The 21343-nt window shown below is 72.9% G+C and carries 19 protein-coding genes and 1 pseudogene; 4 read left to right on the top strand and 16 right to left on the bottom strand.

Translation table 11 applies throughout. The features are described 5' to 3' along the window. The first annotated feature begins 93 nt into the window (after window positions 1-93). Both MKK64_RS23090 and leuC read left to right on the top strand, forming a co-directional pair. Window positions 94-303 carry a DUF1127 domain-containing protein gene (locus MKK64_RS23090; protein WP_243937768.1) on the top strand — a complete coding sequence of 70 codons (210 nt, stop codon included), beginning with the start codon at window positions 94-96 and terminating at the stop codon, window positions 301-303. Window positions 304-459: 156 nt separating this feature from the next. After that, the gene (leuC, locus tag MKK64_RS23085) at window positions 460-1872 is read left to right on the top strand and encodes a 3-isopropylmalate dehydratase large subunit (RefSeq protein ID WP_147728450.1); all 1413 of its coding nucleotides are present in this window, start codon (window positions 460-462) and stop codon (window positions 1870-1872) included. A gap of 64 nt (window positions 1873-1936) precedes the next feature. Here leuC and MKK64_RS23080 read toward each other — a convergent pair whose 3' ends face one another. The 8 genes from MKK64_RS23080 to MKK64_RS23045 form a co-directional block, all read right to left on the bottom strand. Beyond that, window positions 1937-2593, bottom strand: coding sequence for a glutathione S-transferase family protein (locus MKK64_RS23080; protein WP_147728451.1), 657 nt, complete (start codon window positions 2591-2593; stop codon window positions 1937-1939). Between the two features lie 129 nt (window positions 2594-2722). Then, window positions 2723-3193 carry a cytochrome c-type biogenesis protein CcmH gene (locus MKK64_RS23075; RefSeq protein WP_147859380.1) on the bottom strand — a complete coding sequence of 157 codons (471 nt, stop codon included), beginning with the start codon at window positions 3191-3193 and terminating at the stop codon, window positions 2723-2725. Beyond that, window positions 3190-5193, bottom strand: coding sequence for a heme lyase CcmF/NrfE family subunit (locus MKK64_RS23070; RefSeq protein ID WP_243937759.1), 2004 nt, complete (start codon window positions 5191-5193; stop codon window positions 3190-3192). Before MKK64_RS23070 ends, MKK64_RS23075 begins: the two co-directional genes overlap by 4 nt. 52 nt (window positions 5194-5245) lie before the next feature. Further along, the gene (ccmE, locus tag MKK64_RS23065; protein WP_147729140.1) at window positions 5246-5767 is read right to left on the bottom strand and encodes a cytochrome c maturation protein CcmE; all 522 of its coding nucleotides are present in this window, start codon (window positions 5765-5767) and stop codon (window positions 5246-5248) included. A gap of 144 nt (window positions 5768-5911) precedes the next feature. Beyond that, the gene (gene ccmI, locus MKK64_RS23060; RefSeq protein ID WP_243937757.1) at window positions 5912-7396 is read right to left on the bottom strand and encodes a c-type cytochrome biogenesis protein CcmI; all 1485 of its coding nucleotides are present in this window, start codon (window positions 7394-7396) and stop codon (window positions 5912-5914) included. Window positions 7397-7662: 266 nt separating this feature from the next. Beyond that, window positions 7663-9081 (bottom strand): sensor histidine kinase, encoded by a 1419-nt coding sequence (locus tag MKK64_RS23055; protein WP_147729508.1) that lies wholly within the window; start codon window positions 9079-9081, stop codon window positions 7663-7665. 124 nt (window positions 9082-9205) lie between these two features. After that, complete coding sequence (locus tag MKK64_RS23050) at window positions 9206-9883, bottom strand: response regulator transcription factor (RefSeq protein WP_147729507.1); 678 nt, start codon at window positions 9881-9883, stop codon at window positions 9206-9208. Between the two features lie 36 nt (window positions 9884-9919). Then, window positions 9920-10294 carry a PepSY domain-containing protein gene (locus MKK64_RS23045; RefSeq protein WP_147844218.1) on the bottom strand — a complete coding sequence of 125 codons (375 nt, stop codon included), beginning with the start codon at window positions 10292-10294 and terminating at the stop codon, window positions 9920-9922. A gap of 447 nt (window positions 10295-10741) precedes the next feature. On the opposite strand from MKK64_RS23045, the gene MKK64_RS23040 reads away from it, so the two are divergent. Next, on the top strand, window positions 10742-12028 hold the full coding sequence (locus MKK64_RS23040) for a family 16 glycosylhydrolase (protein ID WP_243937755.1): 1287 nt from the start codon (window positions 10742-10744) through the stop codon (window positions 12026-12028). On the opposite strand, the gene MKK64_RS23035 is transcribed toward MKK64_RS23040, so the two are convergent. The 8 genes and pseudogenes from MKK64_RS23035 to MKK64_RS23000 all read right to left on the bottom strand — a co-directional run. After that, window positions 11988-12497 (bottom strand): hypothetical protein, encoded by a 510-nt coding sequence (locus tag MKK64_RS23035; RefSeq protein WP_243937747.1) that lies wholly within the window; start codon window positions 12495-12497, stop codon window positions 11988-11990. The two genes, MKK64_RS23040 and MKK64_RS23035, sit on opposite strands and share 41 nt — an antisense overlap. Further along, window positions 12494-12916 carry a hypothetical protein gene (locus tag MKK64_RS23030; RefSeq protein ID WP_243937274.1) on the bottom strand — a complete coding sequence of 141 codons (423 nt, stop codon included), beginning with the start codon at window positions 12914-12916 and terminating at the stop codon, window positions 12494-12496. The genes MKK64_RS23035 and MKK64_RS23030 overlap by 4 nt, the downstream gene beginning before the upstream one ends. 81 nt (window positions 12917-12997) lie before the next feature. Next, window positions 12998-13504 (bottom strand): hypothetical protein, encoded by a 507-nt coding sequence (locus tag MKK64_RS23025; protein ID WP_243937745.1) that lies wholly within the window; start codon window positions 13502-13504, stop codon window positions 12998-13000. 71 nt (window positions 13505-13575) lie between these two features. After that, window positions 13576-14202, bottom strand: coding sequence for a lysozyme (locus MKK64_RS23020; protein WP_243937743.1), 627 nt, complete (start codon window positions 14200-14202; stop codon window positions 13576-13578). 49 nt (window positions 14203-14251) lie between these two features. Continuing rightward, the gene (locus MKK64_RS23015; protein WP_243937741.1) at window positions 14252-15847 is read right to left on the bottom strand and encodes a DUF2793 domain-containing protein; all 1596 of its coding nucleotides are present in this window, start codon (window positions 15845-15847) and stop codon (window positions 14252-14254) included. Window positions 15848-15875: 28 nt separating this feature from the next. Next, window positions 15876-19769: a glycoside hydrolase/phage tail family protein gene (locus MKK64_RS23010; protein ID WP_243937739.1), complete on the bottom strand. Its 3894-nt coding sequence runs from the start codon at window positions 19767-19769 to the stop codon at window positions 15876-15878. Window positions 19770-19915: 146 nt separating this feature from the next. After that, window positions 19916-20371, bottom strand: a complete 456-nt coding sequence (locus MKK64_RS23005) for a peptidase P60 (protein WP_243937730.1) — start codon at window positions 20369-20371, stop codon at window positions 19916-19918. Between the two features lie 11 nt (window positions 20372-20382). Beyond that, window positions 20383-20526 (bottom strand): annotated as a pseudogene (locus tag MKK64_RS23000) (phage BR0599 family protein); the annotation flags it as partial. A 246-nt stretch (window positions 20527-20772) separates the two neighbouring features. On the opposite strand from MKK64_RS23000, the gene MKK64_RS22995 reads away from it, so the two are divergent. Next, window positions 20773-21343 (top strand): DUF2786 domain-containing protein (locus tag MKK64_RS22995; RefSeq protein ID WP_243937728.1); only part of this gene is annotated, 571 nt, incomplete at its 3' end.

Raw genomic sequence — 21343 nt, 5'->3', positions numbered from 1 at the left:
ATAAACACATTGAACCGAGGTTCGTATCGGTTCAATCCTGCCCGGGCAATCCCGGCCGGATCGCTTTCCCCTCCCCGCTTCGGACCGCTGATCATGCCCGCCGTCACGTCCCTACCCCAGTCGCCACCTGCCTCCCACCTGGGGCGGATCTTCGGTCTCGATCCGTCCGTGGTGCGGACCTGGATCCGGCGCCACCGGGCGCGCCGCGAGCTCGCCGGCCTGCGGGACGACCAGCTTCGCGACGCCGGCCTCGACCGCCGTGCCGTCCGCGCGGAGGCCGACAAGCCGTTCTGGCGGCCGTGACCGGAGGCGGCCGGCCGCCACCCCTGCAGCCGATGCCGGTCAGCCATTTGCGGCGGCCGGCCGGCGAGCACTTCCGAAATCGCGTTTCGAACCTTACTAAAGACCTCCGCGCCGGCTAGAGGCCGGCCACAGACACGCCGCGAAGCGACCAGAGCCATGACGAGCCCGCGCACCCTCTACGACAAGATCTGGGACGACCACGTCGTCGACGTCGAGGCCGACGGCTCGACGCTGCTCTACATCGACCGGCACCTCGTCCACGAGGTCACGAGCCCGCAGGCCTTCGAGGGCCTGCGCGTGGCCGGCCGCACGGTGCGCGCCCCGGAGAAGACGCTGGCGGTGGTCGACCACAACGTCCAGACCTCGGACCGCTCCAAGGGCATCGAGGACCCGGAGAGCCGGATCCAGCTCGAGGCGCTGGCGCAGAACGTCCAGGATTTCGGCATCGAGTTCTACGACGCGCTCGATCGCCGCCAGGGCATCGTCCACATCATCGGCCCCGAGCAGGGCTTCACCCTGCCCGGCCAGACCATCGTCTGCGGCGACAGCCACACCTCGACGCACGGCGCGTTCGGGGCGCTGGCCCACGGCATCGGCACCTCGGAGGTCGAGCACGTGCTCGCCACGCAGACGCTGCTGCAGAAGAAAGCCAAGAACATGCGCGTCACCGTCGACGGCGCGCTGCCGGCCGGCGTGAGCGCCAAGGACATCGTGCTCGCGATCATCGGCGAGATCGGCACCGCCGGCGGCACCGGCCACGTCATCGAATATGCGGGCGAGGCGATCCGCGCGCTGTCGATGGAAGGCCGGATGACGATCTGCAACATGTCGATCGAGGGCGGCGCGCGCGCCGGCCTCGTCGCGCCCGACGCCACGACCTACGCCTATTGCGAGGGCCGGCCGATGGCGCCGAAGGGCGAGGCCTTCGCACGGGCCCGCGCCTATTGGGAGAGCCTCGTCAGCGACGAGGGCGCGCATTTCGATCGCGAGGTCCGGCTCGACGCCGCGAGCCTGCCGCCGATCGTGAGTTGGGGCACGAGCCCCGAGGACGTGATCTCGGTGCTGGGCTCGGTGCCCGATCCGGCGACGATCCTCGACGAGAACAAGCGCGCCTCGAAGGAGAAGGCGCTGTCCTACATGGGGCTGACGCCGGGCACCAAGATCACCGACATCACCCTCGACCGGGTGTTCATCGGCTCCTGCACCAACGGCCGGATCGAGGACCTGCGCATCGTCGCCAAGATGGTCGCGGGCCAGAAGGTCCACGCGGGCGTCTCGGCGATGGTGGTGCCGGGCTCCGGGCTGGTGAAGGCGCAGGCCGAGGCCGAGGGGATCGACGCGGTGCTGAAGGCCGCCGGCTTCGACTGGCGCGAGCCGGGCTGCTCGATGTGCCTCGGCATGAACGCCGATCGCCTCAGCCCGAACGAGCGCTGCGCCTCGACCTCGAACCGCAACTTCGAGGGCCGCCAGGGCCATCGCGGCCGCACCCACCTCGTCTCCCCGGCCATGGCCGCGGCGGCGGCGGTGGCGGGCCGCTTCGTCGACATCCGGGCTTGGCCGAAGGGGTAGGCACTTCGGCAGGTTCGCGCGCGACCTCCCCTCCCCCTCTGCGGGGGGAGGAAGAAGCCCGTCCTCAGAACTCCATGTCGAGCTCTTCGATCTCCTCCGGCTCCTCGGCGGCGGCCTCCGCCCACTCGACCATCAGCGGCCAGTGCAGGATCGCGTCGCGGTAGGCGGTGGCGCGCGGCGGCAGGGTCACGTCGTAGGTGCGGAAGCGGGTGCAGACCGGGGCGTACATCGCGTCGGCCAGCGTCGGGCGCTCGCCGAACAGGAACGGGCCCTCGTAGCGGGCGAGGCAATCGTCGAAGATCGTGACGATGCGCTCGATGTCGCCCCTGGCGCCGTTGAACACACGGAAGCGCGGGTGAAAGGCCTTCAGGTTCATCGGCAGGGCCGAGCGCAGGTTGATGAACCCGCCATGCATCTCACCGCTGATCGAGCGGCAATGCGCCCGCGCGGCGGCGTCCTTCGGCAGGAAGCCGGCTTCGGGGAAGGTCTCGTTGAGGTATTGCGCGATCGCCAGCGTGTCCCACACCACGATGCCTTCGTGGTGCAGGCGCGGCACGAGGAACGAGGGCGACAGGTGGAGGAGCTCGGCGCGGGAGGTCTCGTCGCCGCCGGGCAGCACCTCGGTCTCGAAGTCGAGACCGGCCATCTTGCAGATCAGCCAGCCGCGGAGCGACCACGACGAGTAGTTTCGGCTCGAGATGGTGAGAGTCGCCGTGGCCATGCGCGTTCCCCTTCGCGGGTTCTTCTCGCGAAAGGCGGATCCAAGACTCGTGCCGTTTTGAACGCGCCGTCTCGAATCCGCCGGCGCGCATCATGCGCCGAACGTCCGGGAAACGCCACGGCGCGCGGATCACTCCCGGCGGAGCAGCGCCGCGACGTCGGCCTCCTCGGCGGCGGACAGGCCGCGCTCCGGCGCCGGCGCCTTCCGGCGCGACAGGCGCCAGATGCCGAAGCCGCCGAGCAGCACCGCGAGCAGCGGCGTCAGCCACAGCAGGACGGTGTGCAGGGCCAGGACCGGGCGCAGCAGCACGAACTCGCCGTAGCGGTTCACCACGTAATCCTCGACGCCCTGGTTGGTGTCGCCGGCCTTGAGCCGCTCGCGCACGATCAGCCGCAGATCCTTGGCCAGCGGCGCATCCGAATCGTCGATCGACTGGTTCTGGCAAACCAGGCAGCGCAGGCCCGACGAGATGTCCCGCGCGCGATGCTCGAGGGCGGGGTCCTTCAGCACCTCGTCCGGCTGCACGGCTTGGGCCGCGGTCGCCCCCCCGAGCACGAGGCCGGCGAGCAGGACGCGGCGGAGCGCGCGCGCGGGGCTCATTCGGCCGGGACCGCGTGCGGGGGAACCGGCTTGAGCTTGGCGCGAGCGGGCGCCCCGACGCGCATGCGCCGGTCGGTCAGCGACAGGCCGCCGCCGAGGGCCATCACCACAGCGCCGAGCCAGATCAGCAGCACCAGCGGCTTGTAGTACAGCCTCAGGCCGATGCTGCCGTCGGGCGCGATCTCGCCGAGGCTGGCATAGACCTGGCTTACGCCGCGGGTGAGCAGGCCCGATTCCGTCACCGTCATCTTGCGGCTCGGGTAAAAGCGCTTGCCGGTGTCGACCCGGCCGATCTCGTCGCCGGCCTTGTTGCGGATGGTGAGGAAGGCCGCGACCTCCTCGTAGTTCGGGCCGGGGCGCGGCGCGACGCGATCGAGCGTCGCGACGTAGGGGCCGGTGGCCAGCGTCTGGCCGGGCTTCAGGGTGGCGAGGCCCTCGGTGGCCCAGCCCTGCGCCGCGATGCCGAGCACCACCACGCCGACGCCGGCATGGGCGATGGCCGTGCCCCAGGCCGAGCGCGGCAGGCCGAGCGCCCGGCGCCAGACCACGCCGACCGCGCGGGTGCGGCTGCTGCCGTATCCGCGGGCCCGCGAGACGATCTCCAGGACGGAGCCGACGATGAGGTAGGCGCCCAGGCCCACGCCGACGGGCGCCATCGCCGGCCCCCCCCAGGTCCAGGCCAGGGTGCCGAGGCCGATCGCCAGGGCGAGGCCCAGCGCGGCGAACAGGCGCTGCGAGGCAGCGAGCACATCGCCGCGCTTCCAGGCCAGCGTTTGCCCGAACGGCACGATCAGCAGCAGCGGGATCGCCAGCGGCACGAAGGTGTAGTTGAAGAACGGCGGCCCGACCGAGATCTTCTCCGCCGTCAGCATCTCGAGCAGCAACGGGTAGAGCGTGCCGACGAGCACGGTGGCGCAGGCGGCCACCAGGAACAGGTTGTTCATCACCAGCGCGCCCTCGCGCGAGATCGGCGCGAACAAGCCGCCCTGCCGCAGCATCGGGGCGCGCCACGCGAACAGCGTCAGCGAGCCGCCGATGAACAGGATCAGGATCGCGAGGATGAAGATGCCGCGGGTCGGGTCGGTGGCGAAGGAATGCACCGAGGTGAGCACGCCGGAGCGCACGATGAAGGTGCCGAGCAGCGAGAGCGAGAAGGTGAGGATCGCGAGCAGGACCGTCCAGACCTTCAGCGCGTCGCGCTTCTCCATCACCACGGTCGAGTGCAGGAGCGCCGTGCCGGCGATCCACGGCATCAGCGAGGCGTTCTCGACCGGGTCCCAGAACCACCAGCCGCCCCAGCCGAGCTCGTAATAGGCCCAGTAGCTGCCCATCGCGATGCCGAGCGTCAGGAAGCTCCAGGCGGTCAGCGTCCACGGGCGCACGGCGCGGGCCCAGACGGCGTCGATGCGCCCGTCGATCAGCGCGGCGATGGCGAAGGCGAAGGTGATCGAGAAGCCGACATAGCCGACGTAGAGCAGCGGCGGATGCACCGCGAGGCCGAAATCCTGCAGCAGCGGGTTGAGGTCGTTGCCCTCCACCGGCGCCGGCACCGCCCGCGTGAACGGGTTCGAGGTGGTGATCACGAACAGCACGAAGACGAAGGTGATGAAACCCTGCACCGCCAGGGTGTTGGCCCGCAGCACCGGCGGCACCGAGTCCCGCGCCACCGACACCATCGCGCCGAACAGGGTGAGGATCAGGATCCAGAGGAGCATCGAGCCCTCATGGTTCCCCCAGACGCCGGAGAGCTTGTAGATGAACGGCTTCGTCGTGTGCGAGTTCTCGACCACGTTCTGGACCGAGAAGTCGGACGTGGCGTGGGCGTAGGTCAGCGCGGCGAACGCGAACAGCACGCAGGCGAAGGCGCCGAGCGCGGCCGGCGTCGCCACCTGCCGCAGGGCGGCGTCGCCCGAGCGGGCGGCCCAGATCGGCATCACCGACTGGACCAGGGAGAGCGCCAGCGCGAGCGCCAACGCGAAATGTCCGACCTCGACGATCAAGCGGCGGTTCCTCGAGTCAATGACATCGGTTTTCGGCGTTCGGACATCGGTTTCAGCGCTCGGTGCGCGGTCCGAGGTTCGGGGGCGCGGCGTCGGCGGCCTTCGGCGGGTCCATTCTCACGGAGCCCTTGCCGTCCTTGCCGCCCTCCTGCCAGCGCCCCTGCGCCTTGAGCGCGTCGGCGACCTCGCGCGGCATGTAGGATTCGTCGTGCTTGGCCAGCACGGTGTCGGCGCGGAAGATGCCGCCCGGCTCGAGCGTCCCCTCGGCGACCACGCCCTGCCCCTCGCGGAACAGGTCGGGCAGAAGGCCGGTATACTGGACCTGGACGGTGGCGTTGGTGTCGGTCACGGCGAAGTCCACCGTCTGGTTCGGCCCGCGCTGGAGCGAGCCGTCCTTGACCAGGCCGCCGAGGCGGAAGCGCGTGCCCGGCCCGACGCCCTGTGCCGCCACCTCGCTGGGGGAGCGGAAGAACACGATCGAGCCGCTCATCGCCGACAGGATGAGCCCGACGGCGAGCGCCAGGACGGCGCCGCAGGCGGCGATCAGGATCAGGCGGCGGCTCTTGCGCGTCACGAGTGGGTCCGTCCCCGGCGGGTTGGTCCGGCCCCGGTGCCGACCTCACGGAGGTCGGCCCGGTGCGGGACCGTCCTCATTCTTGTTCCTCGGATGTCGGACGCGGCGCGTCCCGGGTCAAGTCGCCCGTGCCGGGACAGATCGTCAGGGGCGGACCGGAAGGCCGAGCTCCTTGGCCAGGGTGTCGAGCTTCTCGGCCGCGCCCGGGTCGGCGGCGAGCGCCATCCGCGCGCGGCTCAGGACCTTGCCGGCCTGCTCGGGATCGCCGAGGGCGCTGTAGGAGCGCACCAGGCGCTGCCACTCGTCGAGGCTGCCGCCCTTGGCCGCGAGCCGGCGATCGAGGCCGGCGACCATGCCGCGGATCGCGGCGTCGCGCTCGGCCGGCGGCATCGCCGACACCGCGGCGGCCGCCGATTCGGTCTCGGCGCGGGATTCGGGTGTCGTGGCGTTCAGGGCGGCCGGAGGCGCGGCGCTGCGCCCATCGCGCGCCATGCCGTCGGCCGGCCTGCCGGACAGGCCGAGGTCGCGCGCGCCCGCTTCCAGGCTCGCGAGCGCCGCGGGATCGGACTTCAGCGCGACGCGGGCGCGTTCCAGCACCGCCTGCGCCCGCTCGGGCTCGCCGAGCACGCCGCGGGAGCGGGCGAGCCGCAGCCACTCGTCGGCGCTGCCGCCCTTGGCCGCGAGCCGCTCGTCGAGGCCGTCGACCATGCCCTGGATCGCGGCGCGCTGCTCGGGCGGCAGCCCGGGGGCGGATTTCGACGGCGTCCCGGACAATTGCGGTGCGGGCTCGCCCTTGAGCCGCGCCAGGTTCTCGCGCACCAGCCCGAGCCAGGGCGCGTCGGCCGGGCTCGTGTCGTTCAGGGCGGTGAGCTGGCGGATCGCTTCGGCCGTGTCGCCGTTCTGCTCGGCGGCACGGGCGAGGTAGAAGCGGGGCTTGGGCGCCTTCGGGTCGAGGGCGAGGGCGCGGGTGAGGGCGGCCTTGGCCTCCTCGGGCACGATGCCGTTGCCGGCCGCCACCATCGCCTCGCCCCAGTCGGACAGGGATTCGGCGGTCTCGCCCTTGATCCGGACGATCGCCGCGTAAGCCCGCGCGGCATCCTCGAACCGCCCGAGCCGCATGTAGACCGGCGCCAGCACGGCCCAGCCCCGCGCGTCGTTCGGGTCGGCCGCCAGCCGCGCCTCGATCTGGCCGACGGCCTTCATCAGGTCCTGCGCGCCCGACTGCACCGCCTGGCGGTCGGCCGGCGTCTGGGCCGGCAGGTCGGGCGAGCCGTAGAGGCCATAGGCGAGCAGGGCGACCAGGGGGATCGTCGAGAGCGCGAAGGCCGAGGCCGCGCGGCGCTGGCGCAGGCGCGGCTCGGCCACGCTCGCCTCTCCGGGGCCCGGCGCGCGGCTCGCGCGCAGGAGCCGGCGGGCGGCCTCGGTGCGGGCGGATTCCGCCTCCGCCGGGGCGATCAGCCCACGATCGAGGTCGCGCTCGATCTCGGCGAGCTGGTCCTCGTAGAACGCCGTCTCGGTGACGGTGCCGGCCGCATCGGGGACGATGGCGACGCGGCGCGACATCGGCCAGAGCAGGGCCAGGACGGCCGCGGCGGTCATGCCCGCCAGAATGAACCAGATCGCCGTCATCGCACCTTCGAAGCGGTCCCGGTTCGCGCAAGGCGAGGCCGCGGCCGCTCCATCCCTTCGATTGATAAGACGGCCCCCGCTGGAGCCGAATGGCCGTGCCGCCGATGGTAGAGAGCGGGCACGGGCGGCACGATGCCCGCCCTCGGCGTCACGGTGTCACGCAAGTTTTTCGCGATGACAAGGGCGGACGGGACGAGAGCAAACAGGGCAAGGGCGACGGGACGGGAGCGACGGGGCGGGGGCGGCCGCCGCCACGGCCGCAGGGATCAATGCCCGGCGGCGCCCTTGGGCACGTCGCCCGGCACCTCGAGCACGGCGCGCAGGCCGCCGAGCGCCGCCTGCTCGAGGCGGAAGCGGCCGCGATAGAGCGTGGCGAGGTCGGCGACGATCGAGAGGCCGAGGCCGGAGCCGGGCTTCGATTCGTCCATCCGCCGCCCGCGCCCGAGCACCGCCGAGCGCGCCTCCTCCGGCAGGCCGGGGCCGTCGTCCTCGATCGCCACGAGAAGGTGGGGATAATCGTGGGCATCTACCGCCTCGGCCCGGATCGCGACGCGGCCGGCTGCCCATTTCGAGGCGTTGTCGACGAGGTTGCCGACCATCTCCTCGAAATCCTGGCGCTCGCCGCGGAAGCGCAGGCCCGGCGGCACGTGGACCTCGTAGGCGATGTCCTTGTCGCGATAGATCTTCCCGAAGGTCCGCACCAGGCCGGCGAGCGCCGGCTCGACGTCGGTCGAGGTCCCGAGCGTGCCGGCGAGCGCGGCGGCGCGCGCCCGGTCGAGGTGGTAGTTCACCTGGTCGCGCATCACCGCCGCCTGCTCGCGGATCTTCTCTGCGAGGTCGGCCGGGGCGTCGGAGGCGCCGACCTCGTTGACGATGATCGAGAGCGGCGTCTTGAGCGCGTGGGCGAGGTTGCCGACCTGGGTGCGGGCGCGCTCCAGGATCTCGCGGTTGGTCTCGATCAGGAGGTTCACCTCGCCGGTGAGCGGGGCGATGTCGCGCGGATAGGTGCCGGTGATCCGGTCGGCCTCGCCGCGCCGGATCGCGCCCAAGGCCGCGCGCATCTTCTTCAGCGGCGCCAGGCCGAAGCGAATCTGCAGCAGGGTCGTCAGCGCGAGCGACAGGCCGAGCAGGCCGAAGGTCATGAACAGGGAATTTCGGAAGCGCTCGACGTCGTTGACGATCTCGTCGGCGGGGCCGGCGACGCGCACGGTGTAGCGCCCGTCCTCGCCGAGGTCGACGTCGCGCTCGATGATGCGGAGCAGCCGGTCGTCCTGCGCCCGCCCGTAGCCCTGGCGGATCTGCCCGACCCCCGCCTTGCCGTCGGGATCGGTGGCGGGCTTCAGGGGCACGCCGACCAGGGAGCGCGAGGTGCGCAGGTCCCGCGGCCGGGCGTCGGGCTTGCCGACCTGCCAGTACCAGCCCGACAGCGGCAGGTCGAAGCGCGGGTCGCCGAGCGTGAAGGCCCGGCTCTCGGTGTCGCTCGGGGTGACGAGGTCGGTGGCGAGGTTGTTGGCGAAGACCAGCAGCCGGCTGTCGAAGGCCCGCTCGGTGGTCTCGCGATACAGCGTCGTCAGGATCCAGGCGGCGATCAGCAGGATCGCGGAGCTGGCGAGCAGCGCCGAGACGGCGAGCCGCACGGCGATCGAGCGACGGCGGAGCGAGAACAGGCTGAGGACGGCGTTCATGGGTGGCGCATGCTGCGGCACGGGCGGCGGGACCGACCGCCGGGTGGGATACCGTGATCCGGCTCGGCGGGAAGGCTTCCCCTCGAGCCGACATGACGGTCGCGCTCGGTCGTAGCCCGCTCCGTCACACCCGTGCCGGCGGCTGGCTCGGGTCGACCAGGTAGCCCAGCCCGCGCACCGTCTGGATCAGGTCCACCGCGAGCTTCTTCCGCAGGCGGCCGACGAACACCTCGATGGTGTTCGAATCGCGGTCGAAATCCTGGTCGTAGAGATGCTCGGTCAGCTCGGCGCGGGAGACGACGCGGCCGGTGTGGTGCATCAGGTAGGAGAGCAGCCGGTATTCGTGGCTCGTCAGCTTGATCGGGTTGCCGTCGACGAACACCCGCCCCGAGCGGGTGTCGAGGGTGACGGGGCCGCAGGCGATCTGGCTGGTGGCGTGGCCGGCGGCGCGGCGGAGCAGCGCGCGGACGCGCGCCATCAGCTCCTCCATGTGGAACGGCTTGGTGACGTAGTCGTCGGCGCCGGCATCGAACCCGTCGACCTTGTCGGACCAGCGGTCGCGCGCGGTGAGGATGATGACGGGGGTCTTGATCCCGGCGCGGCGCCACTTCTGCAGGACGCTGACGCCGTCGGCCTTGGGCAGCCCCATGTCGAGGATGATCGCGTCGTAGGGCTCGCTCTCGCCGAGGTAGCCGCCCTCCTCGCCGTCGAAGGCCTTGTCGGCGACGTAGCCCGCCTCCTCCAGCGCGCTGACCACCTGCCGGTTGATGTCCCGGTCATCCTCGACCACGAGCAGACGCACGGATCACCCTCCCTCGAGCGACGACCTTCCCGGCCGTCAGTACTGGCCCGCCACCTGGCCGGTCTTGGCGTCGACCATCACGTGCACGAAGTGGCCGTCCCGACGCAAGGCGGTCAGCATGTAGACGAGGCCGTCGGCGTGGCGGCACAGGCTCGCCCGCTGGATCTCGGCCCGCGGGATCACCGTGCGCGCGGCCTTGATCGCCGTCACCGGCGCGATCACCCGGCGCTCGGACACCTCCTCGCGCATGTCGGCGGGCGACAGGCACTCCTCGACCCGCAGCTGCGGCGGGCCGGGCGCGGCGACGGCCGGGGCCGCCTCGCGGGTCTCCTCCGCCGATATGCCGAGGCCGCCCGCCGCAAGGGCCGCGGCGGTCAGGCAGATCGCTGCGAGGGCGAGGGGGTAGCGCATGGGGAGGGACTGTCGGCCCGAGGCACTGAATGCGCCCTGAATGCCGCCGGCCGCGGACCCATGACCGGGGCCGTGCGGGCGGAGGGCGGCTCGGGCGGCGGCGGGTCTCATCGAAGGTCCGTGGGAAGCTGCGAAGCGTTACGGCCGAGAACCGCAGCGGTTCCATCATGCCCCGTGCGATCCACGGGGATGCGCGTCCGGCCGCCGCCGGACGGAGCGAGGATCGGCGACGAAGAGGCCATGCGCGACGACTGTCGAACGCCGAGGCCGTCGGTAGTTTATACGCGAACCCGCCCAACAAAGACGCAGATGGCGCCCGAAGCGGCGGCCGAAGACCGCAAACGACCCAGCGCACCGCGGAACCAAGTTTGTAAACCGATTATTCTACTCTCGGTTGTATTCATCATGCGCGGCGGCTTCGGCCGCCCGCGTGAGGCGGGACCTGTCATGGCGATCGATCCGAACCACCTGTCGCAGACCGCGACGCTGACCTTCGCCGAGGAGTTCGACGCGTTCACGCCGTGGAACGGCACGACGGGCCTCGACACGGTCGGGGCGCCGCAATGGTCGACGAAGGTCCGCGCGACCGGGACGATGCCATACAACGATGAATTGCAATATTACGTCGCCGGCGCGGACGGCGCCGCGGGCGGCACGGCCGGCCTGCCCGACCCGTTCCAGGTCTCCGACGGCGCGCTGACGATCTCCGCCGCGCCGGCCGCCCCCGACATCCAGGGTTCGATCGAGGGGCAGACCTACACGTCGGGGATGATCAACACCTACCACAGCTTCAGCCAGACCTACGGCTACTTCGAGATCCGCGCGCAACTCCCCGCGGCCCACGGCATGTGGCCGGCGTTCTGGATGCTGCCCGCGGACGGGAGCTGGCCGCCGGAGCTCGACGTGATGGAGATGGTCGGCGGCGACCCGAACACCCTGCGCAACACCGTCCACAGCCAGGTCTCGGGCAGCCAGCGGGTCGACGCGACGCATTACCTGGACGAGGCGAACGTCGCCGTGCCGGACATGACGTCGGGCTTCCACACCTACGGCGTCGACTGGGAACCCGACACCATCACCTGGTACTACGACGGGCACCCGACCTTCCAGGCCGCCACGCCGGCCGATCTCAACAAGCCGATGTACCTGATCGCCAACCTCGCCGTCGGCGGGGCCTGGGCCGGCGACCCGGACGCGGCGTCGGCGCAGATGACGATCGATTACATCCGGGCCTATGCGAGCGCGCCGACCGCGGCGTCGCCGAGCGACACCTTCCACTTCCGCGACGCGAGCACCGGCGACGACCTCTACACGACGAGCGCGAGCGAACGGGCCTACGTCGCGCAGAACCTGCCGTCCTACACCGCGGAGGGCGTGGCCTGGATGGCGCCCGCCGCGAGCGCGGACACGGTGGACGTGTTCCGCTTCGTCGATACGCGGACGGGCGAGCACTTCTATACGGCGAGCCCCACGGAGCGCGACCACATCGACGCGATGATGCCGAGCTTCCACGACGAGGGCGTGGCGTTCCAGGCCTATGCCGACCCGGCGCTGGCCGGCGCAGACGCGCTGACGGTGCAGCGCTTCCTCGACACCGCGACCGGCGAGCACCACTACACGGCCGGCACCGCCGAGACGGCGGCCTTCGAGAAGGCCCAGGCCGGCGGCAGCTGGGTTCACGAGGGGGCGGCCTTCACGGTGCACGCGCCGTCGCCCGGAATGCTGGACCTGTGACCCCGCCGCAGGTCACCCGGAAGGGGGTGATCGCGTCCGGCTGGCGCTGGCGGAAGACGGTGCGCTGAAGCCAGTTGCAGGCGGCCGACGGGCTCTCGACCAGGATCGCGGGGCCGCAGGGGAAGTCGGCCGGGATCTCGGTCTCGATGGTCTGGGGCCGGCCGTCGCGGTCCCAGGGCGGCGCATCGAAGGCGATCTCGGGGAGCATCACCCGGCGCCCGTCGGCGCCGAGGCTCTGCAGGCCCCACGTGACGTGCAGCGCGCATTCGGCGCCGTAGGCGATCACCCGCGTCTGGCGCAGGGCGCCGCCGGGCGCGACCTCGGGCGTCAGCAGGTCCGTCGAGCGGACGCGGTAGGGCCCGTGCCAGTCGCCGGCGGTGTAGGAGACGAAGGCGCACAGCGCGAGGAACAGGCTCCCGCCGACCGCGTGGTAGAGCCGGGTGAGCCAGCGGTCGAGGGCGGCGCTCATCGCAGATCTCCCCGGAACAGCCGCCAGATCTGGCGGACGAGCGGCAGCCGGTCGATCCCGAACTGCGCCAGCGCGAAGGCCGTGACGGCGACGGCGACCGCCGCATGCTTCATCCGCCGGTAGTACCGGGCCAGCGCCCGCCGCTCGATCCGGTCGTCGATCACCGCGTCGAGGGCGGCGAGGCGGTCCGGCGTCTGGTGCCGGATGAAGCTGCGCCACTCGGTGCCGAACCGGACGACCAGCCGGTCCTCGTCCGGCTCGGTCGCGGCACGCTCGGCGTAGGCGCGGCGGATCAGGGTCTCGCCGAGGCCGTCGTCGGGGGGCGGCAGCACCCGGCCGACACCCTCGCCGATCGCCGCGAGGGCCGCCCGGCGGCAGGCGGGGTCGCGCTCCGCCGGGCTTCGTGGTGTCGCGTCCATGCCGTCCCTCCGCGGATGCCAGCGTGTCGTTCGAGCACCCGCACGGGCGTCCCGGCCGCGGACGGGGCCGTCGCTCCGGCGCTATCGCGCCGCGAGGCCGGCGGCGGCGAGGGCCGGCGCGAGCGTGTTGGCGGCGGTCGCGCGGTCTTCCAGCGCGAGGCGGCGGAACACCTTCTCGGCGATGCCGGGCAGGCCGCCGGCGGCCTTCACGACGAAGCCCGGCACCTGGTCGGACGCCCGCTGCACGGCCGCGGCGATGACGGCCGAGCCGACCGGCACGGTGAGCACCTGCCCCTTGGCGGCGCCGGCCACCGCGTTGAGCGCGTAGTTGGTGACCCGGCGGACCATGCCCTCCACGACGGACTTCGACAGGACATAGCCGAGCAGCGGCGCGAACCGGGCGATCAGCCCGGTCGCCAGGGCGACGAGGAGCGGCGTCAGCACCGCCTGCGCCGTCGTGGCGAAGCCGACGATCCAGTCGCCCCAGGGCAGCACGACGGCGCCCCCCGCCGCGGCGAGGGCGGGCGGGGCCGCGAGGCCGATCGAGAGGGCACCGGCGAGCGCCGGCGCCGCGGAGAAGCGGGACATGGTCGAATCCTTCGGCTGGGGTTGCGCGGCTGGACCCGGCCGGCACGGGATCTGGGATCGGGCGCGGCGGATCAGGCCCGGGCCTTCGCCGACGCGGCCGCCGCGGCGAGCCAGGCCTCGATTCGGTGCCGCAGCCGCGCGAGCCGACCCGGCCGCGGCACGGTCGGCACCAGGACCGGGGTCGCGACGCCCGGGTCCGTGACCGCGGCGACGGGGGCCGCGATCCGGAGCCGCGCGGCGTTCACGGTCGGGCGCGGCAGGGCGACGGCGTAGGCGGTGACGAGCTGCTCGGCCTCGGCGCGGCGGCGGGGCAGGATCGCCGCGGGCTTGCGCCACAGCAGCAGCGCGTCGGCGGCACCGGCCGCGTCGCCGGCGTTGATCCGTCTCAGGACGGTCGAGCCGGCGAAGGCCGCCGGGCCGATGTTGTAGCAGAGCGAGACGAGGGCATCGAAGGCGTGCGGCCCGACCGCCGCCGTCAGGCCGTCGCGGACCGCGGCGACGTAGGCCGCGACGTCGCGCGCGAAGATCGCGTCGCACTCGGCCGCGGTGATCGCGAGGCCGGGGACGACGCGGGGGCGCCCCGCCGCGGAGGTGTGGCCGACGCCGATGGTCCAGACGCCGACGGAATCGCGGTAGGCCGTCAGCCGCCGTCCCTCGCGCGCGATGAGGCACGCCTCGCCGATGGGGGTGAGATTCATGGGGATCTCCGGGGCGGGGAACGGCGGACGGTGCGGCGGGCGCCCGGCCTCAGCCCAGCTGCTGCGCGCCGAAGGACGCGTCGGCCGCGGCCACGTAGCCGTCGGCCCCCGTGAACCGCACCCAGACCTCGACGCCGTCGCCGGCCGCGAGCTTCAGGGTCGTGGCGAGCGACAGGGCGGTGACCCCGTCCACCAGCGCACCGGTCGCGGCGGCGCGGCCGCGCCCGGCGGGGGCGCCGTTCCGGTAGAGCTGGACCTCGAAGGCCGTCGGCGCGCTCGCGTTGTTGCGCTTGTAGGTGAGCATGGCCGAGACCCGATAGAGGCCGGCCTCGGGGGCGGTGAAGCGGTTCGTCGCGGCCGCGAACGCGCCCTGGTCGTTGCTGTCGGCGATGTTGAACTGCACCTTCGTCCAGGCGCCGGCCGGGACGTAGTTGTCGAAGCTCGTGGTCGCCGCCGCCTTGGCGAAGTTGCTGATCCGCGCCCAGCCCGTGCCGGTGTACCACTTGAGCGCGGTCGCGGTGCTGTCGGCGTAGAGCTGCCCTTGCGCGAGCCCCGTCGTCGGGTCGGCGGCCAGCGGCGCGAGGCGCACCGCCCCGCTGGCCTCGACGGCGAACGCCTCGACCGTGGCCGTGGCGCCGGCCGGCGTGGTGCGCAGGCTGATCCGCGTCGGCTGCGACGCGTCCGACCACGCCTCCGAGGCCAGGAAGGCGACCTGCACCCGCGGCGCCGACGCGTAGCCGGAGGCGCCGTAGCCGTATGCGGAGAGCTGCCCGATCGCGGCACCCGGCGGGAGGGCAGCCGGCGCGGCGGCGCTCCCGGCCGCGGCCCGGAAGGCGAGGTGTCCCGCGGCGTTGGCGCCGTAGCCGTCGAGGACGAGCCGCGGCGTCGTCCCGTCGGCGCCGGAGACCCGCAGCACCGTCTGGGGCGGCGCGTCGGGAAGCGCGCCGGCATGGGTGCCGATCTCCACCGGCCCGGCGATCCGGCCGAGGGCGAGCCGGCCGGTCGCCGCCGAGACCGAGAGCGCGGTCGAGAAGCTCGCGCCGTCCGGGCTCACCTTCAGGGCCACGTCGTCGGCACCGAAGGTGCCGAGCAGCGCCCGCGTCGAGAACCCGGTCTGGAACGCCAGGCCGGCATCGCGCGCCGCCGCCTGCTTGTTGAGGGTGAGCCGCACGCTGCCCGAGCCCGGCGTCGCGTCGTCCCAGGAGAGCAGAGCGGCCTCGGACTTCACCGCCAGGCGGTTCACGGCGTCGGCCGCGGTGCCGATCCCGAGGCGGGCGAGGTTCTGGAGGCTCGCCAGGGTGGCGCGGAAGCTCGTCCAGGCGCTGCCGGTGAAGATGTAGAGGTCGCCCTCGTCGGCCACGAAGGCGAGCCAGCCCGGTCGGGGCGCGAGCCCGACCCAGACCCCGTCCCGGAAGCAGGCGACCTGGCCCGACAGCCCGGCCCAGGCCCCGGTGGGCGCGGCCGCGACGACAAGGTAGCGGTCGCCCTCGACCGGGGCGGCCGGCGGCGCGGCGAGGTCCTTGTCGAGGCAGGCGAGCTGCACCAGCGCGTCGAGCTGCACCAAGGCCTCGTTGTGGGTGACGTGCTTCTGCGCCTGGTTGGCCGCGATCAGCGGCAGCGCGAGGTTCTGCGTGGTGTCCGGCATCGGCGGGCTCCGTCGAGGGATCGAGGTGTCACCCCCGGCGCACGGCGACGGGCGCGCGGGTGGCCGGACCCGGCCCGAACACCGCCCCGACCTGCGCGACGGCGATGTCGAGCACCGCCTGCGGGCCGCCGAAATCCGCGGCCTCGTCGGCGTAAAGCAAGCTCGGCCCGGCGGCGGCGAGGCTGCGAAGCCCGTGGCCGTCGGCGGCGAAGACGGTGACGGCGTAGGCCTCCACCGCCTCGTCGAGGGGAATGTCCGCGACGTCCCAGCTGTCGGCGTCGCGGCGCGCCCGGCGGATCCACGACAGGCGCACGCCGCCGGGCTCGCGCCGGGCGCGGAGGTGGACCGGGCTCGACGGCGCCAGCGCCGCGAGGCCGGCGGCGGCGAAGATCTCGACGAAGCACGGGTCGCCGGGATCGCGCGAGGCCGGGCCGATCCGGTAGCGGAACCGGCGCCCGGCCTCGTCGAGCCGGTCGACGAGGGGAATCACCGCGCCGTCGTCGAGGCGCACGATCAGGCTTCCGGCCGGGGCCGGGCGCGATGCCGCCGCCTCGCTGCCGGCGAGCCCGCGCAGCAAACGGCCGAGACGGAACGTTTCGGGCCCGACGAGCACGGCCTCCTGCGCCGCGATCACCTCCACGCTGCCGTCCGGCGCGATCACCGCGAACAGGTTGCCGCCGGCCAGCATCGCAGGCAGGTCGAGGCTGCCGAGCGCGCCGGCGTTGCGCAGGGTCGCATCGAGGCGCGTCGCGCGGTCGAGACGCCAGAGCGGCCCCGGGGGCAGCGCCGTCAGCGTCCGCCCGAGGCAGGCCGGGTAGTCGGCGGTGCCGTGGAGCGTCAGCGGCGCGCCCGCGCCGTCCGAGCGCCAGATCGCCAGCGCGCCGGGCCACGGCTCGGCGGTCGCCGCGAGGTACTGAAGCGCGGTCGGGGTTCCGCGGTCGGCGGGCAGGTCGAGGGCAAGCGCGAACGGGGCGCCGGCGAGCAGCGGAGGCCGGACGGGCCGGGTCGTCGACGCGCGGCGCGCCGGCCGCGTGCCCGGCCCGTGCAACGGCACGCCGCGGGTCTCAAGCCGGCGGCCGGCCGGCCCGTCGTCGATGCGCACGATGCGCTGGAGGCCGGCCGACGTCGCCAGCAGGTCGCCGGGCTCGAGATCGAGGCGGCGCGGGCTGAGCGTCAGCCCGGCGGTGTCGCGGCCCGCGATGGCCCGGTCGAGGAGCGCCTCGGCAAGGTTTTCTGCGGTCTCGCGCCGGGTGACGACCGCCGCCTCGATCCGGGTCTCGCGCCGCCGGCCGCCGGCCGGCCGGATCGCGGCGGCGGACGCGCGGCGATAGTCCGGGTTCTCGGAATCAGTGAAGCCGATCTCGATCGAGCGCGGCAGGCCGCTCTCCTCGGCGCGCACCCGGCGCAGCGGCGCCTCGTCCTCGGAGACGCGCACGAGGTCGTCGTCGGCGATGATCACCGCCGCCTCGCGCCGCGCCCCGCGCAGCCGCAGGGTGCCGGCGACCGCCGACACGTCGAGGCCGTAGAGCTGCGCCAGCGGCTCCAGGGCGGCGCGGGCCGAGAGCGGCCGGTCGATCACCGCGCCGTCGAGGTAGGCGGCGGCCTCGATCGCGATCGGCACGGCGACGCCGAGGTCGGACAGGATCCGCTCGATCAGCCGGTCGAGGTCGCAGCCCTCGATCCGGCCGGTGATCCAGTGGCCGACCCGCCAGTTGCCGGCATCGGCCCAGACCGAGCCCTGGTCGGGAAAGGCCGGGTAGGGCCGCGCGTCCCAGGCCCAGACGAAGACCGCGCCCGGGTCGACCATCGGCCCGCCGTAGACGGGCGAGACCGGGTTGTCGGCGGCCGCGAAGCCCGCCGCGGCGGGATCGAACCGCGACAGGATCGCCTCCAGGCCGCGCAGCTGGATCAGCTCGTCGCGCAGGCCGCGCGAGGCGGGCGGAAAGGCGCTCTCGGAGGATTTCGGGTCGGGGAAGACGTTGGGTCCGTTGGTGCCCTTGTCGACCGCCGGCACGCCGATCTCGGTGAACCAGATCGGCTTCCCGCGCGGCACCCAGGCCGTGGCGCGGGTCTCGACCCCGCCCGCCCGCTCGACGTGCGCGCTCGACCACCAGCCGACGAGGTCCTTGGGCCGGAACGTCCACGGCTTCCCGTAGGCGCCGTCGGTGATCGGGCTGCGGCGCTGCGCGGCGCGGGCCTCGTCGTCGGCGTAGTACCAGTCGAACGCCTCGCCGCCGCCGAGCCGGGCCTTGAGGAAGCCGCGGTCGTAGATCGTGTCGGTCTCGGCGAGGTCGGCCTGCGCGGGCGTGTCGCGAAAGTCCGAGATCGGCGGATAATAGTCGATCCCGACCGCGTCGATGCTCGGGTCGGAAAACAGCGCGTCGAGGGGGAAGCGCACGCTGGCGCCGCCGTCGCGGACCTGGGCGCCGTACTCGGTCCAGTCGGCGGCGTAGACGAGCTTCACCGACGGCCCGAGCCTCCGGCGCACCGTTCGGGCGAGGTCGATCAGCGCCGTTGCCGCCGGGCAGGTCTCGCCCGCGCCGCGCACGCGGGTGAGGCCGACGAGCTCGCTGGCGAGGACGAAGCCGGAGAGCGGCGTGCCGGCGGCCGCCCAGCCGGCCGCGAGGTCGGCATAGTGTAGCACCTGCCGGCGATAGCCCTGCGCACCGGCGAAGTAGGCCAGCACCTGCGCCTCGGCCGCCGCCGTCCCGTCCGGGCTGCCGGGCTGGCCGGGGGCGGGATCGCAGGTGATGCGGCCGCGCCAGGGGTAGGCCGGCTGGCCGACGCTGCCGGGCGCGTAGGGATCGGGCAGCGCGTTGCCGGCGGCGACGTCCATCATCACGAACGGGTAGAGCACCACCGCGAGGCCGCGCCGGGCCAGCTCCGGCATCAGGCGGCCGAGGCCGGCATCGGAGGGCGTGCCGCCATAGGCCGGCGTGCCGTCCGGCGCGGCGGAGACGGGCGCGACCTGCGTGCGGTCGAGGCCGGCCACGAGCCAGCCGTCGCCGGTGGTCGCCTTGTCGCGGATCTCGACGCGGGGCGCGACCGTGCAGTGCCCGGCGCGCAGGTCGTCGCCGAACCACGCCACCACCACCGCGATGCGGGCGAGGTTCGGGCACAACGCCTGCAGCGCGTCGAGCGACGCGACCACGTCGGTCGCCGCCTGGAGCTGGAACCGGTTGGCGGCCCGCGTCCGGCCGAGGCCGAGATCGACCGTGACCGGCATCGGGTCGAGGCCGAACTCGGACGCGCCGGGGATCAGGTTCACCGCGCGGATCAGCGGCGCGACGCCGTTGACCGGCCGCACCACCTCGAACGCGAATTGCGGGATGCGGTTGCCGTGATCGGCCAGCGGCAGCCCCTCGAACACCACGTAGGCGAGGCCGCGATAGGCCGGCGCGTCGGCGCCCTCCTTGGCGACGATCAGCGGATCGGGCGCCTGGTCGGCCGCGCCGGCATGGACCCGGCAGGTGATCGCGGTGCGGTCGAGCTCGATCCCGTCCGCCCAGATCCGCCGGACGAGGGCGATCTCGCCCTCGCACAGGCCGACCGCGAGGTTGGCGAAGTAGGCGTAGCGCGTCCGCACGGTCTTCTGCCCGCCGCCGCCCTTCGCCGGGGAGGACGCCCGCTCGACGGCCGTGTTGGCGACCTCGAGCGGCCGCGTCGCCCAGATCAGGGTGCCGCCGAGCTTCGCCCGGCCGTAGACGCGCGGCACCGGATCGCCCTCGGTCGAGGACAGGCCGGCGACGTCCGACAGCCGCGGCCCGGCGACGAAGCGCGGGCTCGTCCCCGCCCCGAACAGGGCGCCGTCGAGCCCGGCCCCCGCCGCCGCGCCGGCCACCCGCCCGACCACGCTCCCGATCGGCCCGCCGAGCGCGGTCCCGACCGCCGCCCCCGCCGTGGACAGGATCAGCGTGGCCATGGCGGGCTCCGGGGCTTCAGCTCGATGGGATTGCCGCTTCAATCGAAAATCGCAGCGCAAGTGCTTCCCTCCCCTCTCTGCAGGGGAGGAACAGGGCTAGACTCCGAGGCGAACCGGCTCCTGGAGACTTCCCGCGCGCCACGCCCTCACCCCGCCCCCGGGAAACGGAACACCCCGACCAGGTGCCGCCGCCACCACGGCGTGAAGGCCACCTCCGTCACCGCGGCGCGGTCGTGGGCGTGGATCATCCCGGCCTGCGTGGCGATGGCGCAGTGGTGGGCGGGCAGGTGCGCGCGGAAGGCGAAGAGCAGCACCTCGCCCGGCGCCGGCCCGTAGCGCGCGAGGTCGGCCGCGACCGGGACGAGGTGGCGGGCGGCGGCCTCCGTCAGCGGGTCGGTGCCGGGGGCAGCCGACTCCGCCCAGGTGCCGGAATAGGGCGGCGGCGCCTCGGGCTCGTCGCCCAGAAGGCCGCGCCAGACGCCGCGCAGCAGGCCGAGGCAGTCGCAGCCGACGCCGATCAGCGAGGCCTGGTGCCGGTAGGGCGTGCCGAGCCAGAGCCGGGCCTCGGCCGCGACCGCGGCACCGTCGAGCGGGTCGCGCATGGGGCGTCCTTTCAGCGGAACAGCGAGCCGCCGTCGAGGCCGGGACCCGCGCCGGGCGCGTAGCGCACGACGAAATCGTTGCCCGGCATGTGCGGGAAGCCCTGGAAGTTCAGGGCATTCGCAAAGGTGCCGCGGCAGGTGGCGAGGCGCTTGTCGCTGTGCCGAGCGTCAAGCTCGCCCGCAAATTGGGGTAGTTAGCCCGCGATGTGACGTATAGTTGGCCCGCATCAAATAAAGGTTGACGTCGATCGGCTCGTCATTGCTTGGATATCTCGTTGGCTACTCCCTCTTCATGCCTCGCAGCCGGGCCGACAAACCCATTCTCCGTTTGGGAGCACTACGAGACTGCTTGAGGAGTGAGAGCGGCATTGCCAAAAAGGCAATTACGGAGATCGGCTAGGATGAACGCCAACAGATTAGCTGCCATGCAACGGATCCGCGCTCTGATGGCGAAAACCGTCGCGAACGGCTGCAGCGAGAGCGAAGCGATGGCTGCCGCAGCCAAAGTCAGCGAGCTCATGGATCGCTACGGGCTGACCTATTCGGATTTCGAGATCAAACAGGCGCGTTGTCGACAGCGAGAAGCCACGGATCGCCGGCACGATGTCGACCTGGTGGCCTGTGCGATCGCCCGGTTCTGCAACTGCCGGCACTGGCTGGAGAGTGGACGCATCCAGTATTTTGGCTTGCCGGTCGACGTCACCATCGCGACCTATATGACGGATCTGTGCCGATCGGCGATGGACGTCGGCTTCAAAGGATTCGCTAAGTCAGACCTGTGCCCTTGGGACAAAGACGTTCGTACGCTGCGCAAGCCGTTCATGGTCGCGATGGCCTACCGTCTCTCGGAGCGCTTCGACGACATGACCGCGGCTCGCGGGAGGACAGCGACGACAGCGGATGGAACGTCCCTCGTTCTCGTCAAGGATGCTGTCGTCGAGAAGCAGTACCTCGCCCTCAAGTTGAAGCTGA

It is taken from the genome of Methylobacterium sp. E-025, assembly GCF_022829705.1.
In the GTDB taxonomy this organism is placed as follows: Bacteria; Pseudomonadota; Alphaproteobacteria; order Rhizobiales; family Beijerinckiaceae; genus Methylobacterium.
The sequence above is the reverse complement of the archived record's forward strand: the minus strand, read 5'-3'. Positions and strand labels throughout refer to the sequence as shown.